Annotated in this window: 15 protein-coding genes; 7 read left to right on the top strand and 8 right to left on the bottom strand. The window is 71.4% G+C overall.

What is annotated here, in order from left to right:
- The first annotated feature begins 60 nt into the window (after positions 1 to 60).
- Complete coding sequence (locus ACFT32_RS19135; protein ID WP_382490393.1) at positions 61 to 666, top strand: MarC family protein; 606 nt, start codon at positions 61 to 63, stop codon at positions 664 to 666.
- A 9-nt stretch (positions 667 to 675) separates the two neighbouring features.
- On the opposite strand, the gene ACFT32_RS19140 is transcribed toward ACFT32_RS19135, so the two are convergent.
- Complete coding sequence (locus tag ACFT32_RS19140) at positions 676 to 2,733, bottom strand: trypsin-like serine peptidase (protein WP_382490394.1); 2,058 nt, start codon at positions 2,731 to 2,733, stop codon at positions 676 to 678.
- Between the two features lie 133 nt (positions 2,734 to 2,866).
- Entirely contained in the window at positions 2,867 to 3,019 is a 153-nt protein-coding gene (locus tag ACFT32_RS19145) for a hypothetical protein (protein ID WP_010047718.1), read from the bottom strand.
- A 229-nt stretch (positions 3,020 to 3,248) separates the two neighbouring features.
- On the opposite strand from ACFT32_RS19145, the gene ACFT32_RS19150 reads away from it, so the two are divergent.
- A complete protein-coding gene (locus ACFT32_RS19150) occupies positions 3,249 to 4,142 on the top strand; it encodes an NYN domain-containing protein (protein WP_382490396.1) in 894 nt (297 codons plus the stop codon).
- A 42-nt stretch (positions 4,143 to 4,184) separates the two neighbouring features.
- On the opposite strand, the gene ACFT32_RS19155 is transcribed toward ACFT32_RS19150, so the two are convergent.
- Together ACFT32_RS19155 and ACFT32_RS19160 are read right to left on the bottom strand one after the other, a co-directional pair.
- Entirely contained in the window at positions 4,185 to 5,057 is an 873-nt protein-coding gene (locus ACFT32_RS19155) for an alpha/beta fold hydrolase (RefSeq protein WP_382490398.1), read from the bottom strand.
- A 107-nt stretch (positions 5,058 to 5,164) separates the two neighbouring features.
- A complete protein-coding gene (locus ACFT32_RS19160) occupies positions 5,165 to 7,930 on the bottom strand; it encodes a DEAD/DEAH box helicase (RefSeq protein ID WP_382490399.1) in 2,766 nt (921 codons plus the stop codon).
- A gap of 481 nt (positions 7,931 to 8,411) precedes the next feature.
- On the opposite strand from ACFT32_RS19160, the gene ACFT32_RS19165 reads away from it, so the two are divergent.
- Entirely contained in the window at positions 8,412 to 9,167 is a 756-nt protein-coding gene (locus tag ACFT32_RS19165) for a ferritin-like fold-containing protein (protein WP_189723085.1), read from the top strand.
- 180 nt (positions 9,168 to 9,347) lie between these two features.
- On the opposite strand, the gene ACFT32_RS19170 is transcribed toward ACFT32_RS19165, so the two are convergent.
- From ACFT32_RS19170 to ACFT32_RS19185, 4 genes are all read right to left on the bottom strand, one after another.
- Complete coding sequence (locus ACFT32_RS19170; protein WP_382490401.1) at positions 9,348 to 9,620, bottom strand: hypothetical protein; 273 nt, start codon at positions 9,618 to 9,620, stop codon at positions 9,348 to 9,350.
- A gap of 196 nt (positions 9,621 to 9,816) precedes the next feature.
- Positions 9,817 to 10,044, bottom strand: coding sequence for a DUF3107 domain-containing protein (locus ACFT32_RS19175; protein WP_189723087.1), 228 nt, complete (start codon positions 10,042 to 10,044; stop codon positions 9,817 to 9,819).
- A gap of 135 nt (positions 10,045 to 10,179) precedes the next feature.
- Positions 10,180 to 10,821, bottom strand: coding sequence for a TetR/AcrR family transcriptional regulator (locus ACFT32_RS19180; RefSeq protein WP_382490403.1), 642 nt, complete (start codon positions 10,819 to 10,821; stop codon positions 10,180 to 10,182).
- Between the two features lie 206 nt (positions 10,822 to 11,027).
- The gene (locus tag ACFT32_RS19185) at positions 11,028 to 11,252 is read right to left on the bottom strand and encodes a hypothetical protein (RefSeq protein ID WP_382490405.1); all 225 of its coding nucleotides are present in this window, start codon (positions 11,250 to 11,252) and stop codon (positions 11,028 to 11,030) included.
- Between the two features lie 216 nt (positions 11,253 to 11,468).
- On the opposite strand from ACFT32_RS19185, the gene ACFT32_RS19190 reads away from it, so the two are divergent.
- The 4 genes from ACFT32_RS19190 to ACFT32_RS19205 all read left to right on the top strand — a co-directional run bounded on the left by ACFT32_RS19190 (position 11,469) and on the right by ACFT32_RS19205 (position 16,088).
- Positions 11,469 to 12,500: an alpha/beta fold hydrolase gene (locus ACFT32_RS19190; protein ID WP_382490406.1), complete on the top strand. Its 1,032-nt coding sequence runs from the start codon at positions 11,469 to 11,471 to the stop codon at positions 12,498 to 12,500.
- A gap of 8 nt (positions 12,501 to 12,508) precedes the next feature.
- On the top strand, positions 12,509 to 14,005 hold the full coding sequence (locus ACFT32_RS19195) for a DUF3152 domain-containing protein (protein ID WP_382490408.1): 1,497 nt from the start codon (positions 12,509 to 12,511) through the stop codon (positions 14,003 to 14,005).
- 68 nt (positions 14,006 to 14,073) lie between these two features.
- The gene (locus ACFT32_RS19200; protein WP_310851085.1) at positions 14,074 to 14,166 is read left to right on the top strand and encodes an Ms4533A family Cys-rich leader peptide; all 93 of its coding nucleotides are present in this window, start codon (positions 14,074 to 14,076) and stop codon (positions 14,164 to 14,166) included.
- A 203-nt stretch (positions 14,167 to 14,369) separates the two neighbouring features.
- Positions 14,370 to 16,088 (top strand): ABC transporter substrate-binding protein, encoded by a 1,719-nt coding sequence (locus ACFT32_RS19205; RefSeq protein WP_382490410.1) that lies wholly within the window; start codon positions 14,370 to 14,372, stop codon positions 16,086 to 16,088.
- The last annotated feature ends 2 nt before the right edge of the window (positions 16,089 to 16,090 follow it).

A 16,090-nucleotide genomic window follows, 5' to 3' on the forward strand; every position in this document is an offset into this window, starting at 1 on the left:
AGGCACCCGGCGTTGTCGGCTGTGCCGAGTTTCCCTCAACCTCGCAAGGCCATCACACCCATGTTCGAACTCGCCGTCTTCGGCTCCCTCTTCCTCACCCTCTTCGTCATCATGGATCCCCCCGGGATCACCCCGATCTTCCTCGCGCTCACCGCCGGCCGGCCCGGCAAGGTGCAGAAGCGGATGGCCTTTCAGGCCGTCTGTGTCGCCGGTGGTGTGATCACCGTGTTCGGGCTGCTGGGGCATCAGATCCTCGACTACCTGCATGTCTCCGTGCCCGCGTTGATGATCGCGGGTGGGCTGCTGCTTCTGCTGATCGCGCTCGATCTGCTCACCGGGAAGACCGACGAGCCGAAGCAGACCAAGGACGTCAACGTCGCCCTCGTGCCGCTGGGCATGCCGCTGCTGGCCGGGCCGGGGGCGATCGTGTCGGTCATCCTCGCCGTACAGAAGGCGCACAGCGTTGCCGCGCAGGTTTCCGTGTGGGCGGCGATCCTCGCCATCCATGTCGTGCTGTGGCTGGTGATGCGCTACTCGCTGGTGATCATCCGGATCATCAAGGACGGCGGTGTGGTCCTGGTGACACGGCTCGCGGGCATGATGCTCTCCGCGATCGCCGTGCAGCAGATCATCAACGGCGTCACACAGGTGATCCAGGGGAGCTGACGGGGCGCGTCAGGTCCGGCCGAGCACCGAGCCGATCGCACCGGCCGCGCCAGGGTGGGCGAGATACTCGTCGATGTTGTGCGCACGGTCGCGGCCGTTGGAGACGGCGAGCTGGGTGAGCTTGCCCCAGCGCTCGTCCTCCAGGGGGCAGCCGATGGCCACCCCGTCGGTGGGGCACCAGACGTTGACCCAGTCACGTACCCGGGGCGGCCGGTGCGGGCCGTGGGCGAGGAGCCGTTCGTTGACGCCGTCCAGGCCGAGCGGGCTGCCCGCGGTGACGAGCAGGACCGGGTCGAGGCCGTCCGGGAGGCGGGTCAGCAGGTCCAGGCCGACGACCGTGCCCAGGCTGTGCGTGACCAGCACCAGTTCGCCGGTGGCGGGCATGGTCTCCAGGACGCTGTCCAGCACGGACTGCCGGACGGCGCTGTCGCCCAGGTACAGGTCGACGTCCCGCAGGAACGTGGCGATGGTCCACTCGTCCAGGTCGGACCGTGCGGCCAGCCAGCTGAGCGGCCGGTGCAGGGCCCCGACCAAGCCCGCCCCGAAGCCCTCGGTGGTCGCCGGGCCGTTCTGGGGCATGCCGGCCCGGGCGGCCGCCTCGTAGATCAGCCGCTCGTAGGAGCCGGTGGGCGACTCCGCCGCGAAGACCTCGGCGGCAGCGGCGGCGCTCATCTCGTCCAGGCCGATGGCCTCGGCCGTGCTCTCCCTGCCGCTCACGAGGTTGTGCAGTCTCGTGCCGTAGAAGGGGAACCACACGTCCTGCGGGTCGATCGGGGGCAGGGACGCGAGGGTGAGGCCCCGGTTCAGGCCGGATGTCCAGGTCCGGCGGAGTTCGTCCGGCTGCTTCTTGTGCTGGTCCCTGCCGTGCAGGAAGACCAGGTGCCTGCGGCCGCCGAAGGCGGTGTTCCGGGCCGGGCGTCCGGCCTTGGGTTTGCCGGCGTCCGTCCCGCTCTCCGTGACCGGAGCGACCGAGAGCGGCGGGGGCGTGAAGCCGGGCACCGCCGGCGAAGGGAGCGGGGCCGTGCTCTGGTCCAGGCCCGAGTCCGGGCCCATCTCGGTCAGCAGGGCGCGGGGCCCGGGGCCGAGGTCCAGCCGGGACAGGTGCTTCAGGATCGAGCTGATGCGGACGCCCTCGTTGGCGACCCACTCGATCGCGTCGTCGCCGTCCCCCTGGCGCCAGGGCTGTCCGTCCTTCCGCAGGACGCGGCCCTGGTCGTCCTTCTTCGGCACGCCGCTGTGGTGCAGGGCCACGACCTCCCACTGGTCGTTGAAGACGGGGGAGCCGGAGTTGCCGGGGCGGGTGTCGGTTCGGTAGTGGACGAAGTCGTCGAGCCGTACGAGCACCGCATTGTCGCGCAGAACGATTTCCTTGAGGCGGCCGTCCGGGTGACCGATGATGTTCACCTTCTCGCCGAGCACCAGCTTGCCGAGCTGCACGCTGAGCCGGTTCCAGCCGAAGATCTCGCCCGGCGGGCGGCCGTCCGGGGCGGGCGTGACCGCGACCAGGGCGAAGTCCAGCCGGCTGTCCGCGGCGAAGAAGGCCCCCGGGTCGAGCTCCATGCGGACGGTGGCGTCGGGCACGTTGTCGACCGTGACCTGGGCGTTGAACTCGGCGAAGCACCGGCGGGCGAAGCTCTCGTCGGGCAGCACGTGGTGGTTGGTCATCATCAGCCGCGGCGACACCAGGAAACCGGTGCCGTGCGGAAGCTCACGTCCGTCGCGGCGCAGGGTGATCCGGGCGACCGAGGCCCCGGCCCTGACCCCCCGGGGCAGAAAGCTCCAGGCCTGGAGCTCGTTGGACAGGTCGATGATGCGTTCGTTGGCGTCGGGCAGGTCCATGGCCTCGCCGTGGATGTCCGCCACGACCGCCGAGGGCGAAAGGCCGCCCCGCTCCATGATCCGGTCGGCGCGCACAGCGAGGGCGTCCGGCGCGTCCGGGAACCGCACGCCCGCCGCCAGCCGTCCCTCGACCCGCTCACGCTCCGCGGTGGAGTCCTCGTACCGCCGCGCGGCCTCGGCCGCCGCCTGTTCCCGCAGCTCCCCGTTCGACCGGCCCGTCACGGACATACGTCCCACCGTCCTGTTCGCTCTCGCTGGGCCCCCCAGCCAGTACGCCCCCGGCTGCAGCGGTCCGCAACAGCGGAGCCCCCGCACGGCCGATGCCGGGCGGGGGCTCCGAAGTGTGGGAGAGCTGCGCGCGTTATGAGGCCGTGGTCCCGGCCGGGCGGATCCAGAGGCGCTGCCCGGTGGCGGCGGCCTGCTGAACGATCCGGTTGACGGAGGCGGCGTCCACGACGGTCGTGTCCACGGGCGTGCCGTCGACATCGTCGAGGTGCATGATTTCGAAGCGCAAGGGCTTCTCCCTTCGTCTGGTCATCCTCCTGAGGAGAACTACTCGGTGTGGCGGCCCACGAGGCTTCGGTGCCCGGTGTTCCGTATGAGTCAACAGGACTGCATGGTTGAAACATTCCCTACGCTAAGGAAATTTTTCGAACGGCTAATTACTGAGCCGTAAGAGTGTCGTTACGGGACCGACCGGGACCAGTTGTGTTCGCAGCGTGACCGCCGGGACAATGGAAGTGATGAACGACGACCTCGCGGCCCTGAGCGCCCGCATCGACCGCACCAACGAGCTGCTCCAGCGCATGCTCGCCGAGGTGGCGAAGACACCCTCGACCCATGCGATCTTCGTCGATGCCGGGTATCTCTACGCGGCCGCGGGACGCCTCGTCGCCGGTACGGAGGACCGCCGCGCCTTCGATCTGGACGCCGAGGGCCTGATCGACGCGCTCATCGACAAGGCCCGCACGATCTTCGCGGACAGCAGGCTGCTGCGGGTCTACTGGTACGACGGCGCCCGCCGCCGCATCCACACGGCGGAGCAGCAGACCATCGCGGAGCTGCCGGACGTGAAGGTGCGACTGGGCAATCTGAACGCCAACAACCAGCAGAAGGGCGTCGACTCGCTCATCCGCTCCGACCTGGAGTCACTGGCCCGGCACCGTGCCATCAGCGACGCGGCCCTGCTCGGCGGTGACGAGGACCTGGTGTCGGCGGTGGAGGCGGCGCAGGGCTACGGCGCCCGGGTCCACCTGTGGGGCATCGAGGCGCCGGAGGGCCGCAACCAGGCGGAGCCCTTGCTGTGGGAGGTCGACAGCCAGCGCACCCTCGACCTCGACTTCTTCAAGCCGTACGTCTCCCGCCGCACGGCCGCAGCCTACGAGGCGACCACGGGCCGGCCGACCCGCGAGGACGTGCGGTTCGTGGGGGCCCAGATCGCGGCGAAATGGCTGGCGGCACGCGGCCGGGAGACGCTGGGGGAGCTGCTGCACGGGCACCCCTATCTGCCCGGTTCGGTCGACCAGGACCTGCTCGTGGAGGCGGAGGGCCTGTTGCAGTACTCGCTGCGCGGGCAGGCCGACCTGCGGCGTGCCCTGCGGGACGGCTTCTGGGAGCATCTGCGGGCGCAGTTCTAGACCGTCCGGGGTGCCGATTCCGGGCCGTCCGGGTGCGTCGTACTACACCGTCCGGACGCCGTCCCAGAAGTCGGCGAGGGCGCGGGCCATCGGCAGGGGCCGGTCGGCGTTGGGGGAGTGCTCGGCTCCCGTGATGACCGTGCGGTGCGCGTTCAGCCGCAGGGCCATGTCGTCGAGGATCGCCACCGGCCAGGTGTCGTCGTGTGCCCCCGACAGGACGTGGAACGGCAGCGGTACGGCGGCGAGTTCGGTGACGCGGTCCGGTTCGGTGCACAACTGGCGTCCGGTCGCCCGCAGTTGGGCGGGCTTGTGGCCCAGCCAGCGCCGGCGCAACTGGTCCTGGTCGCCGATGCCGCGCGCGGGCCCGCCGACCTCCTCCGGCGGCCCCATGGCCTGGATCGCCTCCCAGACCTCCTCCATCGACATGACGGCGAGCGCGTCCCGCAGCAGTTTCACGCGCTGCTGCTGGGAGACGGAGATCTCCGCCGGGCCGGACGAGACCAGGGTGACGGAGAGGAAGGGTGCGTGGTCGAGCAGTACGGCCGCACGGGCGATCTGCCCGCCGAACGAGTGCCCGACGAGGTGCAGGGGAACGCCGACCGCCTTGGCCTGTGCGAGCACGTCCCGGGCCAGTTCCCGCTGGGCGTAGGCGGATTCGTCGGACACCGGCCCGTCCGACTCGTGCTGCCCCCGTCCGTCCACGGCGACGACCCGGTACCCGCGCTCTCCGAGCGGCTCGTGGAGCAGGCTGAAGTCCTCCTTGCTCCCCGTGAATCCGGGCAGCATCAGGACGACTCCCCTGACCCGCGCACCCGCCTTCGGCGACGAGTCGACGACGGCGAACTCACCGCGGGCCGTGCGCAGGGGATATGCGCGGGCGCCCGGGGGCGGGGTGAAGGTCGCTTGCCTGCTCACGGGGTGAGGGTAGCGGGTGAGGTGCGCTCTCCGGCGGGTGGCTTGCGCCCGCGGGAACGCCGACGGCCCGGCCCCACCTGAGTGGGACCGGGCCGTCGGGCGGAGTGTCAGCCCTCCGTGGGCTCCGCGGTGGCCGTGGCCTTGCGGGTGCGGCGGGCCTTGGGCTTCGCCTCGGCCGTGCCATCGGCGGAAGCCGTGCCCCCGGCGGAGGCCGTGGCGGCAGCAGCGGCCGTCTTCCGCGTGCGGCGCGGCTTGGCCTCGGCGGCTTCGGGCTCCTGGGCCGTCTGTGCCGGGATCCCGGCGGCGACGGTCTCCACTGCCCCGGCGGCCTCGGTGGCCTTGCGGGTGCGGCGGCGCGGCTTGGCCTCCGCGCCCTCGGCCGTGTCGACGGCTGCCTCGGCCGCCGCGGCGGTCTTCCGCGTGCGGCGCGGCTTTGCCTCGGCGGCTTCGCCATCCGCAGCCGCGGCAGCGGTCTTCCGCGTCCGGCGCGGCTTCGCCTCCGTCGCCTCGGCCGTGTCGACGCTCGCCTCGGCCTTGGGCGCGGCCTTGCGGGCACGGCGCGGCTTGGCCTCGACCGCCTCGGGCTCCTGAGCCGTCTGGGCCGGGATCCCGGCGGCGACGGTCTCCACTGCCCCGGCGTCCCCGGCGGCCTCGGTGGCCTTGCGGGTGCGGCGGCGCGGCTTGGCCTCCGCGCCCTCCGCGGTGTCGACGGCTGCCTCGGCCGCTGCCGCGGTCTTGCGGGTACGGCGCGGCTTGGTCTCCGCGGCTTCGGCCGTGTCGACGGGGGCTTCGGCCGCGGCTGCGGCCTTGCGGGTACGGCGCGGCTTTGCCTCCACGGCCTCGGCCGTGTCGACGGCGGCTTCCGCCGCAGCCGTCGCCTTGCGCGTCCGCTTCGGCTTCGCCTCGGCGGCCTCGGCCGTGTCCACGGCGGCTTCGGCCGCGGCTGCGGTCTTGCGCGTGCGGCGCGGCTTGGGCTCCGTGGCCTCGGCCTGCTCGGCGGGGGCCTCGGCCTTCGCGGCCGTCTTACGGGTGCGCCGGGGCTTTGTCTCCGCCGGCTCCGCGATGGACTCGGTGGTCCCCTCGGCCGTGTCGACCGCCGACTCGGCCGCTGCCGCCGCCGTGCTCTTGCGGGTGCGGCGGCGCGGCTTGGTGGCGGCAGCCTCGGGCTGTGCGGTCACCGGGGCATCGTCCGCGACGGCCGCGGACTCCGTGGCCGACGGCGTCACCGCGACCTCGGTCTCCGCCACCGGCGTCTCCACCGGCGTCTCCACCGGCGTCTCCGACCGGCGTGTACGGCGCCGGCGCGGCTTCGCCGCCTCGGGCGTCTCCGCGCTCGTGCCCTCCGCCGTCGCCACGGCGTTCTCCGCCTGCTCGGACGGTACGGACTCGACGGCCGTGACCGGCGCCGCCTCGGCCGGGGCGCCACCGCGGGTGCGGCGGCGACGACGCGGGGTGCGCGGAGCCGTGACGGCGTCCGCCTCGGCGGTGCCGCCGGCGGCAGTGGTCTCCGGTGCGGTGGTGCCGGCGGACTCCGGCGCCCCGGCCGGCGCCGCTCCGCCGCGCGTACGGCGGCGGCGTCGCGGAGTGCGCTCGGAACGCTCGCGCTCGCGCTCGGCCGGCCGGGACTCGTCCCGCCCGCCGCGGCCGTTCCGGCCGCCGCGCCCGCGCGGCGCCCGGCCGCCCGGCTCGCCCAGGTCCTCCAGCTCCTCCGCGTCCAGCCCGGCGCGCGTGCGCTCCGAGCGCGGCAGGACGCCCTTCGTGCCCTCGGGGATGCCGAGGTCGGAGAAGAGGTGCGGGGACGTGGAGTACGTCTCCGGCGGGTCGTTGAAGCCCAGCTCCAGCGCCTTGTTGATCAGCTGCCAGCGCGGGATGTCGTCCCAGTCGACGAGGGTGATCGCCGTACCCTTCGCGCCCGCGCGGCCCGTACGGCCGATGCGGTGCAGATACGTCTTTTCCTCTTCCGGCGACTGGTAGTTGATGACGTGGGTCACACCCTCGACGTCGATACCGCGGGCGGCGACGTCGGTGCAGACGAGCACGTCCACCTTGCCGTTGCGGAAGGCGCGCAGGGCCTGCTCGCGGGCGCCCTGGCCGAGGTCGCCGTGGACCGCGCCGGAGGCGAAGCCGCGCTGCTTCAGCTGGTCGGCGAGATCCGCCGCCGTCCGCTTCGTCCGGCAGAAGACCATCGCCAGCCCGCGGCCGTCGGCCTGCAGGATGCGCGAGACCATCTCGGGCTTGTCCATGTTGTGCGCGCGATAGATGAACTGCTTGGTGTTCGCGACCGTCGCGCCCGCGTCGTCCGGCGTCGTGGCGCGGATGTGCGTGGGCTGCGACATATAGCGGCGGGCCAGGCCGATGACCGCGCCCGGCATGGTGGCCGAGAACAGCATCGTCTGGCGCCGGACCGGAAGCATGTTGATGATCTTCTCGACGTCGGGCAGGAAGCCCAGGTCGAGCATCTCGTCGGCCTCGTCGAGGACCAGGCACTTGACGTGCTTCAGGTTCAGCTTCTTCTGCCCGGCGAGGTCGAGCAGCCGGCCCGGGGTGCCGATGACCACATCGACGCCCTTCTTCAGGGCCTCGACCTGGGGCTCGTAGGCCCGGCCGCCGTAGATCGCCGTCACGCGGACGTTACGGGCCTTGCCGGCCGTCAGGAGGTCGTTGGTCACCTGCTGGCACAGCTCGCGCGTGGGGACGACGACGAGCGCCTGCGGGGTGTCGGTGAGGTCCTCGGGCTTGGCGCGTCCGGCCTCGACATCGGCGGGGACGGTGACGCGCTCGAGGAGCGGGAGGCCGAAGCCCAGCGTCTTGCCGGTGCCGGTCTTGGCCTGGCCGATGACGTCCGTGCCCGAAAGGGCCACGGGCAGCGTCATCTCCTGGATGGGGAAGGGGGTGGTGATGCCGACGGCCTCAAGGGCCTCGGCGGTCTCGGGGAGGATTCCGAGCTCTCGGAACGTCGTAGTCAGGGTGCTGCCTCTTCTGTGTGGGGCGGTGCGAGGCGAGCGCGGGGGTCGTGTACGGACCGTGCCGGGGACGTCGGCGGCCTTGCGGCGGTGCCGTTGGGCACGGGACCACTGTCGACGCTCTAGCGCTCGTACCGCTGAGGGTGTCCCTCCGGGCTCCGTACGCACAGTGCCGTACGGACGCGGAGGTCTGTCGGGTCGGAGCCGATCGGGCCACCGACCGGGCATCCTCATACGTGCGGCCTGTCGAGGTACGTCGAAGTACCAGCAGGCGCATTACCACCATACCCCGGAATCCCGCACATGCGATGGCCGATTTGGTCACGTAGTCGTTGTCACAGTGATTGACCAGGCCCTTACGCCTCCCGGCGGGCGGGCTATTGTGCGCTTCATGACGAGCTCTGACAAGCCTGAGAACGCCTCGGACACCACCGCCACCCCGGCCGAACACACCGGAGTCGCCGCCCGGGACTGGGCGACGGCCTCCGCCGATCCGCAGTACCGCGCCGCTGTCGTGGATCTGCTCGGCGCGCTCGCGTACGGGGAGCTGGCGGCGTTCGAGCGACTCGCGGAGGACGCCAAACTGGCACCGACGCTGGCGGACAAGGCGGAGCTGGCGAAGATGGCGTCGGCCGAGTTCCACCACTTCGAGAGGCTGCGCGACCGGCTCGCCGAGATCGGGGAGGAGCCGACGCGGGCGATGGAGCCGTTCGTCGGCGCCTATGACGGGTTCCACAAGCAGACGGCCCCTTCGGACTGGCTGGAGGGACTCGTCAAGGCGTACGTCGGCGACTCCATCGCCAGCGACTTCTACCGGGAGGTCGCCGCCCGCCTGGACTCCGACTCCCGCGACCTGGTGCTGGCCGTGCTCGACGACACCGGCCACGGCGGCTTCGCCGTGGAGAAGGTGCGTGCCGCCATCGACGCCGATCCGCGCGTGGGCGGACGGCTCGCGCTGTGGGCGCGGCGGCTGATGGGCGAGGCCCTGTCGCAGTCCCAGCGGGTGGTCGCCGACCGGGACGCGCTGTCGACCATGCTGGTGGGCGGCGTCGCGGACGGCTTCGACCTGGCCGAGGTCGGCAAGATGTTCTCCCGGATCACCGAGGCCCACACCAAGCGGATGGCCGCGCTGGGGCTGGCCGCGTAGCGCGTTCCGCCAGGGGTGGTTTCGGCTGCGTCGCGGCTGTCCGCGTGAGCGCGGTGCGCGCTTCATGAGCGCGGTGTGCGCTTCCGCGGGCTGTGGGGAGGCGGTGGGCCGCCGGTGGCCGGCCGCGCGGTTCCCCGCGGCCCCTTCAGGGGCGTTGTCCGCCGCCCCTGACGGCTCCGGCTACGCCGTGGCTGATCGTCGGCGCAGGTGGCGTCCCGTCGGGCGCAGCAGCAGCGACAGCGAGGCGACCGAGACGATCACCGCGCCGAGCAGGACCAGCAGCAGATGCCCGGCCTCCAGCGCGCTGTGCATGACGAACGCCCCGAAGAGGGCTCCGGCGACACCGGTCGACAGGACCAGGGGGCGGGCCGGGAGCCGGTGCGACAGGCGTTGGGTGGCCGCCCAGGCCAGAGCCAGGCCGAGGATCGCGGAGCTCAACGCTTCCAGGAGCATGTCGGGGTCCCTCCCACATGGCCGGCCTGCCCAAATCGTTCGTAGCCCGTCTTACCCCTGACCTGCGGAATCCAATCCCATTCTGTGGGCGCTCTGTGCTCCATCCGTGGAGGAACCCAGATGCCGCACCGGGACCCGGAGAACGCGAGCGGGGCGGGACGGCCGATGGCCCTCCCGCCCCGCTCCACGCACGTGCCTACAGCGCGCCGAAGCCCACCTTGCGCGGGGCCGGCTCGCCGATCTCGACGTACGCGAGACGGTCGGCCGGGACCAGGATCTTGCGGCCGTGTTCGTCCACGAGGCTCAGCAGCTGCGACTTTCCGGCCAGTGCCTCGGCCACAACGCGCTCGACCTCCTCGGGACTCTGACCGCTCTCCAGAACGATCTCGCGGGGCGCGTGCTGCACGCCGATCTTGACCTCCACGGCTATGTCCCTCCGACGGTCAGTGATGTGCGCGACCTTCCGCGCCGTACGCAGCACACATTAGCCCGGCGAGGGGACCTTCAGTCCCCGCCCGAGAACGCCACGAGCGAACATCGGGCGGGAACAAAGCGCCCGTCAGTGGTGATCGGTTCCGTGCAGCGGGAAGCCCGCGATGCCGCGCCACGCCAGCGAGGTGAGCAGCTGCACCGCCTGGTCGCGGGGCACGCTGCGGTCGCTGTGCAGCCAGGACCGCGCGACGACCTGGGCCAGGCCGCCCAGGCCCGAGGCGAGCAGCATCGACTCCGCGCGCGACAGGCCGGTGTCCTCGGCGATGACGTCGCAGATCGCTTCCGCGCACTCGTTGGTGACCTTGTCGACGCGCTCGCGCACGGCGGGCTCGTTCGTCAGGTCCGACTCGAAGACCAGGCGGAACGCGCCGCCGTCGTCCTCGACGTACGCGAAGTACGCGTCCATCGTCGCCCGGACGCGCTGCTTGTTGTCCGTCGTCGAGGCGAGCGCGTGGCGCACGGCCTGGATGAGCGACTCGCAGTGCTGGTCGAGCAGTGCGAGATAGAGGTCGAGCTTGCCCGGGAAATGCTGGTAGAGCACCGGCTTGCTGACGCCCGCGCGCTCGGCGATGTCGTCCATCGCCGCCGAGTGATAGCCCTGGGCCACGAAGACCTCCTGGGCGGCTCCCAGGAGCTGGTTCCGTCGGGCACGGCGTGGCAGGCGTGTACCCCGCGGGCGAACCGCCTCTGTCTGCTCGATGGCTGTCACGCCGCCTCCCATAGTCGTCCACGTGCGGATCTGGCCGCGTCGCCATCGTACTTTTCGGTAACCGTGGTGTGCGCGGTGAGAGCGCAGAATTTCACGGACCGGACGGTCGCGAAAGCGGTTGCGAAGGTTTCAAACAGGGGCAGAGCGGGCAAAATGCAGCCTCTTTCCCGTTCAACAGCGCTACTTGCCGCTCCCGGTGGGGAGCGTCACCGGTAGTCGTCCTCGTCGAGTGAGACGACCCGTGCCTGCTCCGCCAGGTCGGCCTCGTTGGCGCGGTCCGGCTCGACGCCGGTCAGCGGGTCGTCGCGGTCCGGTGCGAGGTCCGCGTGCTGCTCGGCCGCGTCGACCTCGGGGGCCTCGACGTCGTACTCCTGCGCCTGTGGCGCGTCCTCGGCCTCGAATGTCTCGGGGTCGGTCGGGTCTACGGCCATGCTGGGCTCCCTTCCTACGAACGTCCCTGAGGATGCAGGGGCCACACGCGGGTGCCCTCTGTACGAGCCTAGGAGACACCCGATCCGGACGCTATGCGATCCGCGTCCGGAGCGTGACGCAGTGCGCACCCCCTGAACTGCTCCTGTCCGATTCTTGTGATGGCGAACACAGGCGAACGTATGAGCCACTACGTGATCGTCTCGTAACATTGCCGCATGTCTTCGACCGAGCTGCCGTTCGTGCCGCCCGCCAATGTGCTGCCGAAGGTGGGGGGCGTCAGGGTCGCGGAGGGCGAGCGGCTGAGGTCGGTCGAGCTGCCCGGGGTCACGCTGACGGTGCGCTCCCGACCACCCGCGCGCGAGGGGCTGCCTCCCGCGCTCTATGTGCACGGGCTCGGCGGTTCCTCGCAGAACTGGTCGGCGCTGATGCCGCTGCTGGAGGGGGTCGTCGACAGCGAGGCCGTCGACCTGCCGGGCTTCGGCGACTCCCCGCCGCCGGACGACGGCGACTACTCCGTCACGGGGCACGCGCGCGCGGTCATCCGTTACCTCGACGCCTCCGGTCGTGGTCCCGTGCACCTGTTCGGGAACTCGCTCGGTGGCGCCATCACCACCCGTGTCGCCGCGGTACGGCCCGATCTCGTCCGTACGCTCACGCTCGTGTCGCCTGCCCTGCCGGAAATCCGCGTGCAGCGCGCCGCCGTGCCCACGGGGCTGCTGGCGGTGCCCGGTGTCGCCCTGCTCTTCACCCGTCTCACCCGCGCCTGGACGGCGGAGCAGCGGGTACGCGGCGTGATGGCGCTGTGTTACGGGGATCCGGGGCGGGTGACGCCGGAAGGTTTCCGCAACGCCGTGCAGGAGATGGAGCGGCGGCTGCGGCTGCCGTACTTCTGGGACGCGATGGCGCGGTCCGCGCGCGGGATCGTCAACGCGTACACGCTGGGCGGCCAGCAGGGGCTGTGGCGCCAGGCCGAGCGGGTTCTCGCGCCGACCCTCCTCGTCTACGGTGGCCGTGACCAACTGGTCGGCTTCCGCATGGCCCAGAAGGCGGCCCGGGCCTTTCGCGACTCGCGGCTGGTGACGTTGCCGGACGCGGGGCACGTGGCCATGATGGAGTACCCGGAGACGGTGGCCCTGGCGTTTCGTGAACTCCTCGCCGATGCAGGAGAGTTGGGCACGCGGCGTGCGGAGCGGGCCCGGGGCGACGCCGTCGACAGAGAAAGCACCGACGAGAGCATGGGGGGCTGAGGCGCGACGTGGGACGCCACAGCCGCCGCGGGGCGGTCGCCAAGGGCGACACCGCGGACGCGACCGCAGTACGGGACGACCGGGCCGGATCGGCGCAGGGAGAGAGACCAGGGCAGGGCCAGGTGCCCGACCCGGGCCGGGGAGGCCGGACGGCACCGCCCGGCGCCGGACAGGGCGGCTGGCCGCCGCAGGGCGCCGGCCCGCGCCGTACGCCGGGGCCGCGGCCCGCACCGGGTTCCGGGCCTGTGCCGGGTTCCGGCACGCCGCCTTACGGGATGCCGCGCCTGCCGGACGGATGGCGTCCGGACGGTGTCCCGGGGCGCGGTGTTCCGCGGCTGCCCGACGGCACCCCCGCACACGGCTTCCCCCATGCCCGGGGCGGCCACCCCGAGCAGCGGGAACCCGGCGGCGGCTGGGGTGAGTTGAGGGAGAACGGCAGGGGCACCGCTCCCATACCGCGGCAGCGGCGGGCGTCCGTGCCCGGGCCTCGGCAGGAGTACCTCGAGGCCTTCGGCGAAGGGGACGACGTCTTCGCGCCCCGTACGGCCGCCTCCGCGCACGCGGCGGACGCCTACGCCTCCGTCACGGACTGGACCGCGGGCACTCCGGCAGACACCCCCTTCGGCGACCAAGGCCGCGACTACGACCGCGACTACGACCACGACGACGCGGAGCCCACCGGCGCGCCCGCGCCGGTCAAGGGCGGCAAGGGCCGTACCTTCACCGGCATCGCGGCCGCCGCCGTCACCACCGTGCTGGCCGTCGTCGTCGCCGGCCAGGTCGCCGACGACCAGGGCGGTGCCGGCGTGCAGTCGCAGTCCGCCACCGACCAGGCCCGCGACGCCCGGGACCCCGCGCCCCACGGGGGCGGGCAGACCCCCGCCCCGGAATCCGACGGGAAGCCGCTCACGTACGACGAGAAGATGGCCAGGACGTACCCGCTCGGCGCCAAGCTCAAGGGCTCGGGCAGGTTCGACGCCGTCCCCGGAATCGCGAAGGCGCCCGGTGCGGGGCAGAAGCACACCTACCGCGTGGACGTGGAGCAGGGGCTCGGGCTGGACGGCGAGCTCTTCGCCGAGGCCGTGCAGAAGACGCTCAACGACCAGCGCAGCTGGGCCCACAACGGAGCGCACACCTTCGAGCGCGTCTACTCCGGCAATCCCGACTTCGTGATCACTCTCGCCAGCCCCGGCACTACCGCCGACTGGTGTGCCAAGTCCGGCCTCGACACCACCGTGGACAACGTCTCCTGCGACTCGGCCGCGACCGAACGCGTGATGATCAACGCCTACCGGTGGGCGCAGGGTTCGCCGACGTACGGTGACAAGATCCACGCCTACCGGCAGATGCTGATCAACCACGAGGTCGGACACCGCCTCGGCTACAACCACGTCACCTGCGACAAGGACGGCGACCTCGCCCCGGTCATGCAGCAGCAGACCAAGTTCCTCGACCATGACGGCATTCACTGCCGTCCCAACCCCTGGGCCTACCCCGGGAATTGACGGGCATCACAGGGACCGGCTCGCATCGCGCGTTGACATGCGCAGAAAAGTCGTACATATTTCTGCGCATGTCGCCCCGTCCCGCCTCCGTTCGCGCCGCCATCGAGCTGGCGCTCATCGGCGTGACCCCGCTCTGCGTGGCCGACATTCACTGTTGCTGACGCCCGCCCGAGGCGCGCGTCGCGAAAACCCATGCTCTCCGTGAGCCGGTCACGGCTCCTTCGGTCATGGCTGTTTCGACCACGGTTTCTTGGACCGCGGCTTCTTCGACGACCCGGCGCCGGGCAGACGTCTGTTCCCTTTCGTCTCACCCTTCGTCATCTCGTCTCGCGATCCGAGACATCATCGAGAGGTCGTCATTCCGATGCGCCAACCGTCCGTCACAGCGCGCCGCGTGGCCGCGGCATCCGTCAGCCTGGTCCTGGCAGCGGGCGCCGCCGCCTGCGGCCCTAAGGACAACGATGCCAAGGGCGCCGGCGGCGACTCCACGCCCCACAAGGGCGGCACCCTCACGGTCCTGAACGCCACCCCGCAGGAGGACTTCGACCCGGCCCGCCTGTACACCTCCGGCGGCGGCAACGTCCCGTCCCTGGTCTTCCGCACGCTCACCACCCGCAACCGCGAGGACGGCGCCGCCGGCACCGAGGTCGTCCCCGACCTCGCCACCGACACCGGGCGCCCCAGCAAGGACGCGACGGTGTGGACGTACACGCTGAAGAAGGGCCTCAAGTACGAGGACGGCACCCCGATCACCTCGGCCGACATCAAGTACGGCATCGAGCGCTCCTTCGCCCCCGAGCTGTCGGGCGGCGCCCCCTACCTGCGGGACTGGCTGGTCGGGGCCGCCGACTACCAGGGTCCGTACAAGGACAAGAAGGGCCTCGACGCGATCGAGACGCCCGACGAGCGGACCATCGTCTTCCGTCTGAACAAGCCCGAGGGCGAGTTCCCGTACCTGGCCACGCAGACGCAGTTCACGCCCGTCCCGAAGAGCAAGGACAAGGGCACCAAGTACGAGGAGCACCCGGTCTCGTCCGGGCCGTACAAGGTCGTGAAGAACGAGAACGACGGTGAGCGGCTGACGCTGGAGCGCAATACGCACTGGTCCGCCGCGACCGACGCCGAGCGCAAGGCCTACCCGGACAAGATCGACGTGCGGTCCGGGCTCGACTCGTCCGTGATCAACCAGCGGCTGTCCGCGTCCCAGGGAGCGGACGCCGCCGCGGTCACCACGGACACCAACCTCGGCCCGGCCGAGCTGGCCAAGGTCACCGGCGACAAGGAGCTCGCAGCCCGCGTCGGCACCGGGCACTTCGGCTACACCAACTACATCGCGTTCAACCCGACCATCAAGCCGTTCGACGACGTCAGGGTGCGGCAGGCGATCTCGTACGCCCTCGACCGGTCGTCCGTGGTCAACGCCGCCGGCGGTTCGGCGCTCGCCGAGCCCGCGACCACCTTCCTGCCCGACCAGAAGTCCTTCGGGTACACGCCGTACGACCTGTTCCCGGCGGGGAAGAGCGGTGACCCGCAGAAGGCCGAGGAGCTGCTGAAGGAGGCCGGTCATCCGAACGGGCTCACCGTCACGCTGACGCACTCCAACGCCAAGGACTTCGAGACCAGCCCGGAGATCGCGACGGCGATCCAGGACGCGCTCAAGAAGGCCGGTATCACGGTCAAGCTGCAGGGGCTGGAGGACAACGACTACAAGGACAAGATCCACAGTGTGAAGACCGAGCCGGGCTTCTTCCTCGCCCACTGGGGTGCCGACTGGCCCTCCGGCGGTCCGTTCCTCGCCCCGATCTTCGACGGCCGGCAGATCGTCAAGGACGGCGCGAACTTCAACACGGGCCTGCTGAACGACAAGTCGGTCAATGCCGAGATTGACGCGATCAACAAGTTGACGGACCTTGACCAGGCCGCCAAGAGGTGGGGCGCGCTGGACAAGAAGATCGGGGAGAAGGCCCTGACCGTCCCGCTGTTCCACCCCGTCTACAAGCGCCTGTACGGCGAGGACGTCAAGAACATCGTGATCAGTGACTGGACCGGTGTGCTGGACATCTCCCAGGTCGCGGTGAAGTAGCG

It is taken from the genome of Streptomyces sp. NPDC057002 (assembly GCF_042673825.1).
In the GTDB taxonomy this organism is placed as follows: domain Bacteria; phylum Actinomycetota; class Actinomycetes; order Streptomycetales; family Streptomycetaceae; genus Streptomyces.

Bases quoted from the DNA above. Each gene is read 5' to 3' on its own strand.
- ACFT32_RS19205 (WP_382490410.1), top strand. From the start codon at position 14,370: ATGCGCCAACCGTCCGTCACAGCGCGCCGCGTGGCCGCGGCATCCGTC.
- ACFT32_RS19165 (WP_189723085.1), top strand. From the start codon at position 8,412: ATGACGAGCTCTGACAAGCCTGAGAACGCCTCGGACACCACCGCCACC.
- ACFT32_RS19140 (WP_382490394.1), bottom strand. From the start codon at position 2,733: ATGTCCGTGACGGGCCGGTCGAACGGGGAGCTGCGGGAACAGGCGGCG.
- ACFT32_RS19135 (WP_382490393.1), top strand. From the start codon at position 61: ATGTTCGAACTCGCCGTCTTCGGCTCCCTCTTCCTCACCCTCTTCGTC.
- ACFT32_RS19170 (WP_382490401.1), bottom strand. From the start codon at position 9,620: ATGCTCCTGGAAGCGTTGAGCTCCGCGATCCTCGGCCTGGCTCTGGCC.
- ACFT32_RS19160 (WP_382490399.1), bottom strand. From the start codon at position 7,930: ATGACGCTGCCCGTGGCCCTTTCGGGCACGGACGTCATCGGCCAGGCC.
- ACFT32_RS19190 (WP_382490406.1), top strand. From the start codon at position 11,469: ATGTCTTCGACCGAGCTGCCGTTCGTGCCGCCCGCCAATGTGCTGCCG.
- ACFT32_RS19200 (WP_310851085.1), top strand. From the start codon at position 14,074: ATGTCGCCCCGTCCCGCCTCCGTTCGCGCCGCCATCGAGCTGGCGCTC.
- ACFT32_RS19150 (WP_382490396.1), top strand. From the start codon at position 3,249: ATGAACGACGACCTCGCGGCCCTGAGCGCCCGCATCGACCGCACCAAC.
- ACFT32_RS19185 (WP_382490405.1), bottom strand. From the start codon at position 11,252: ATGGCCGTAGACCCGACCGACCCCGAGACATTCGAGGCCGAGGACGCG.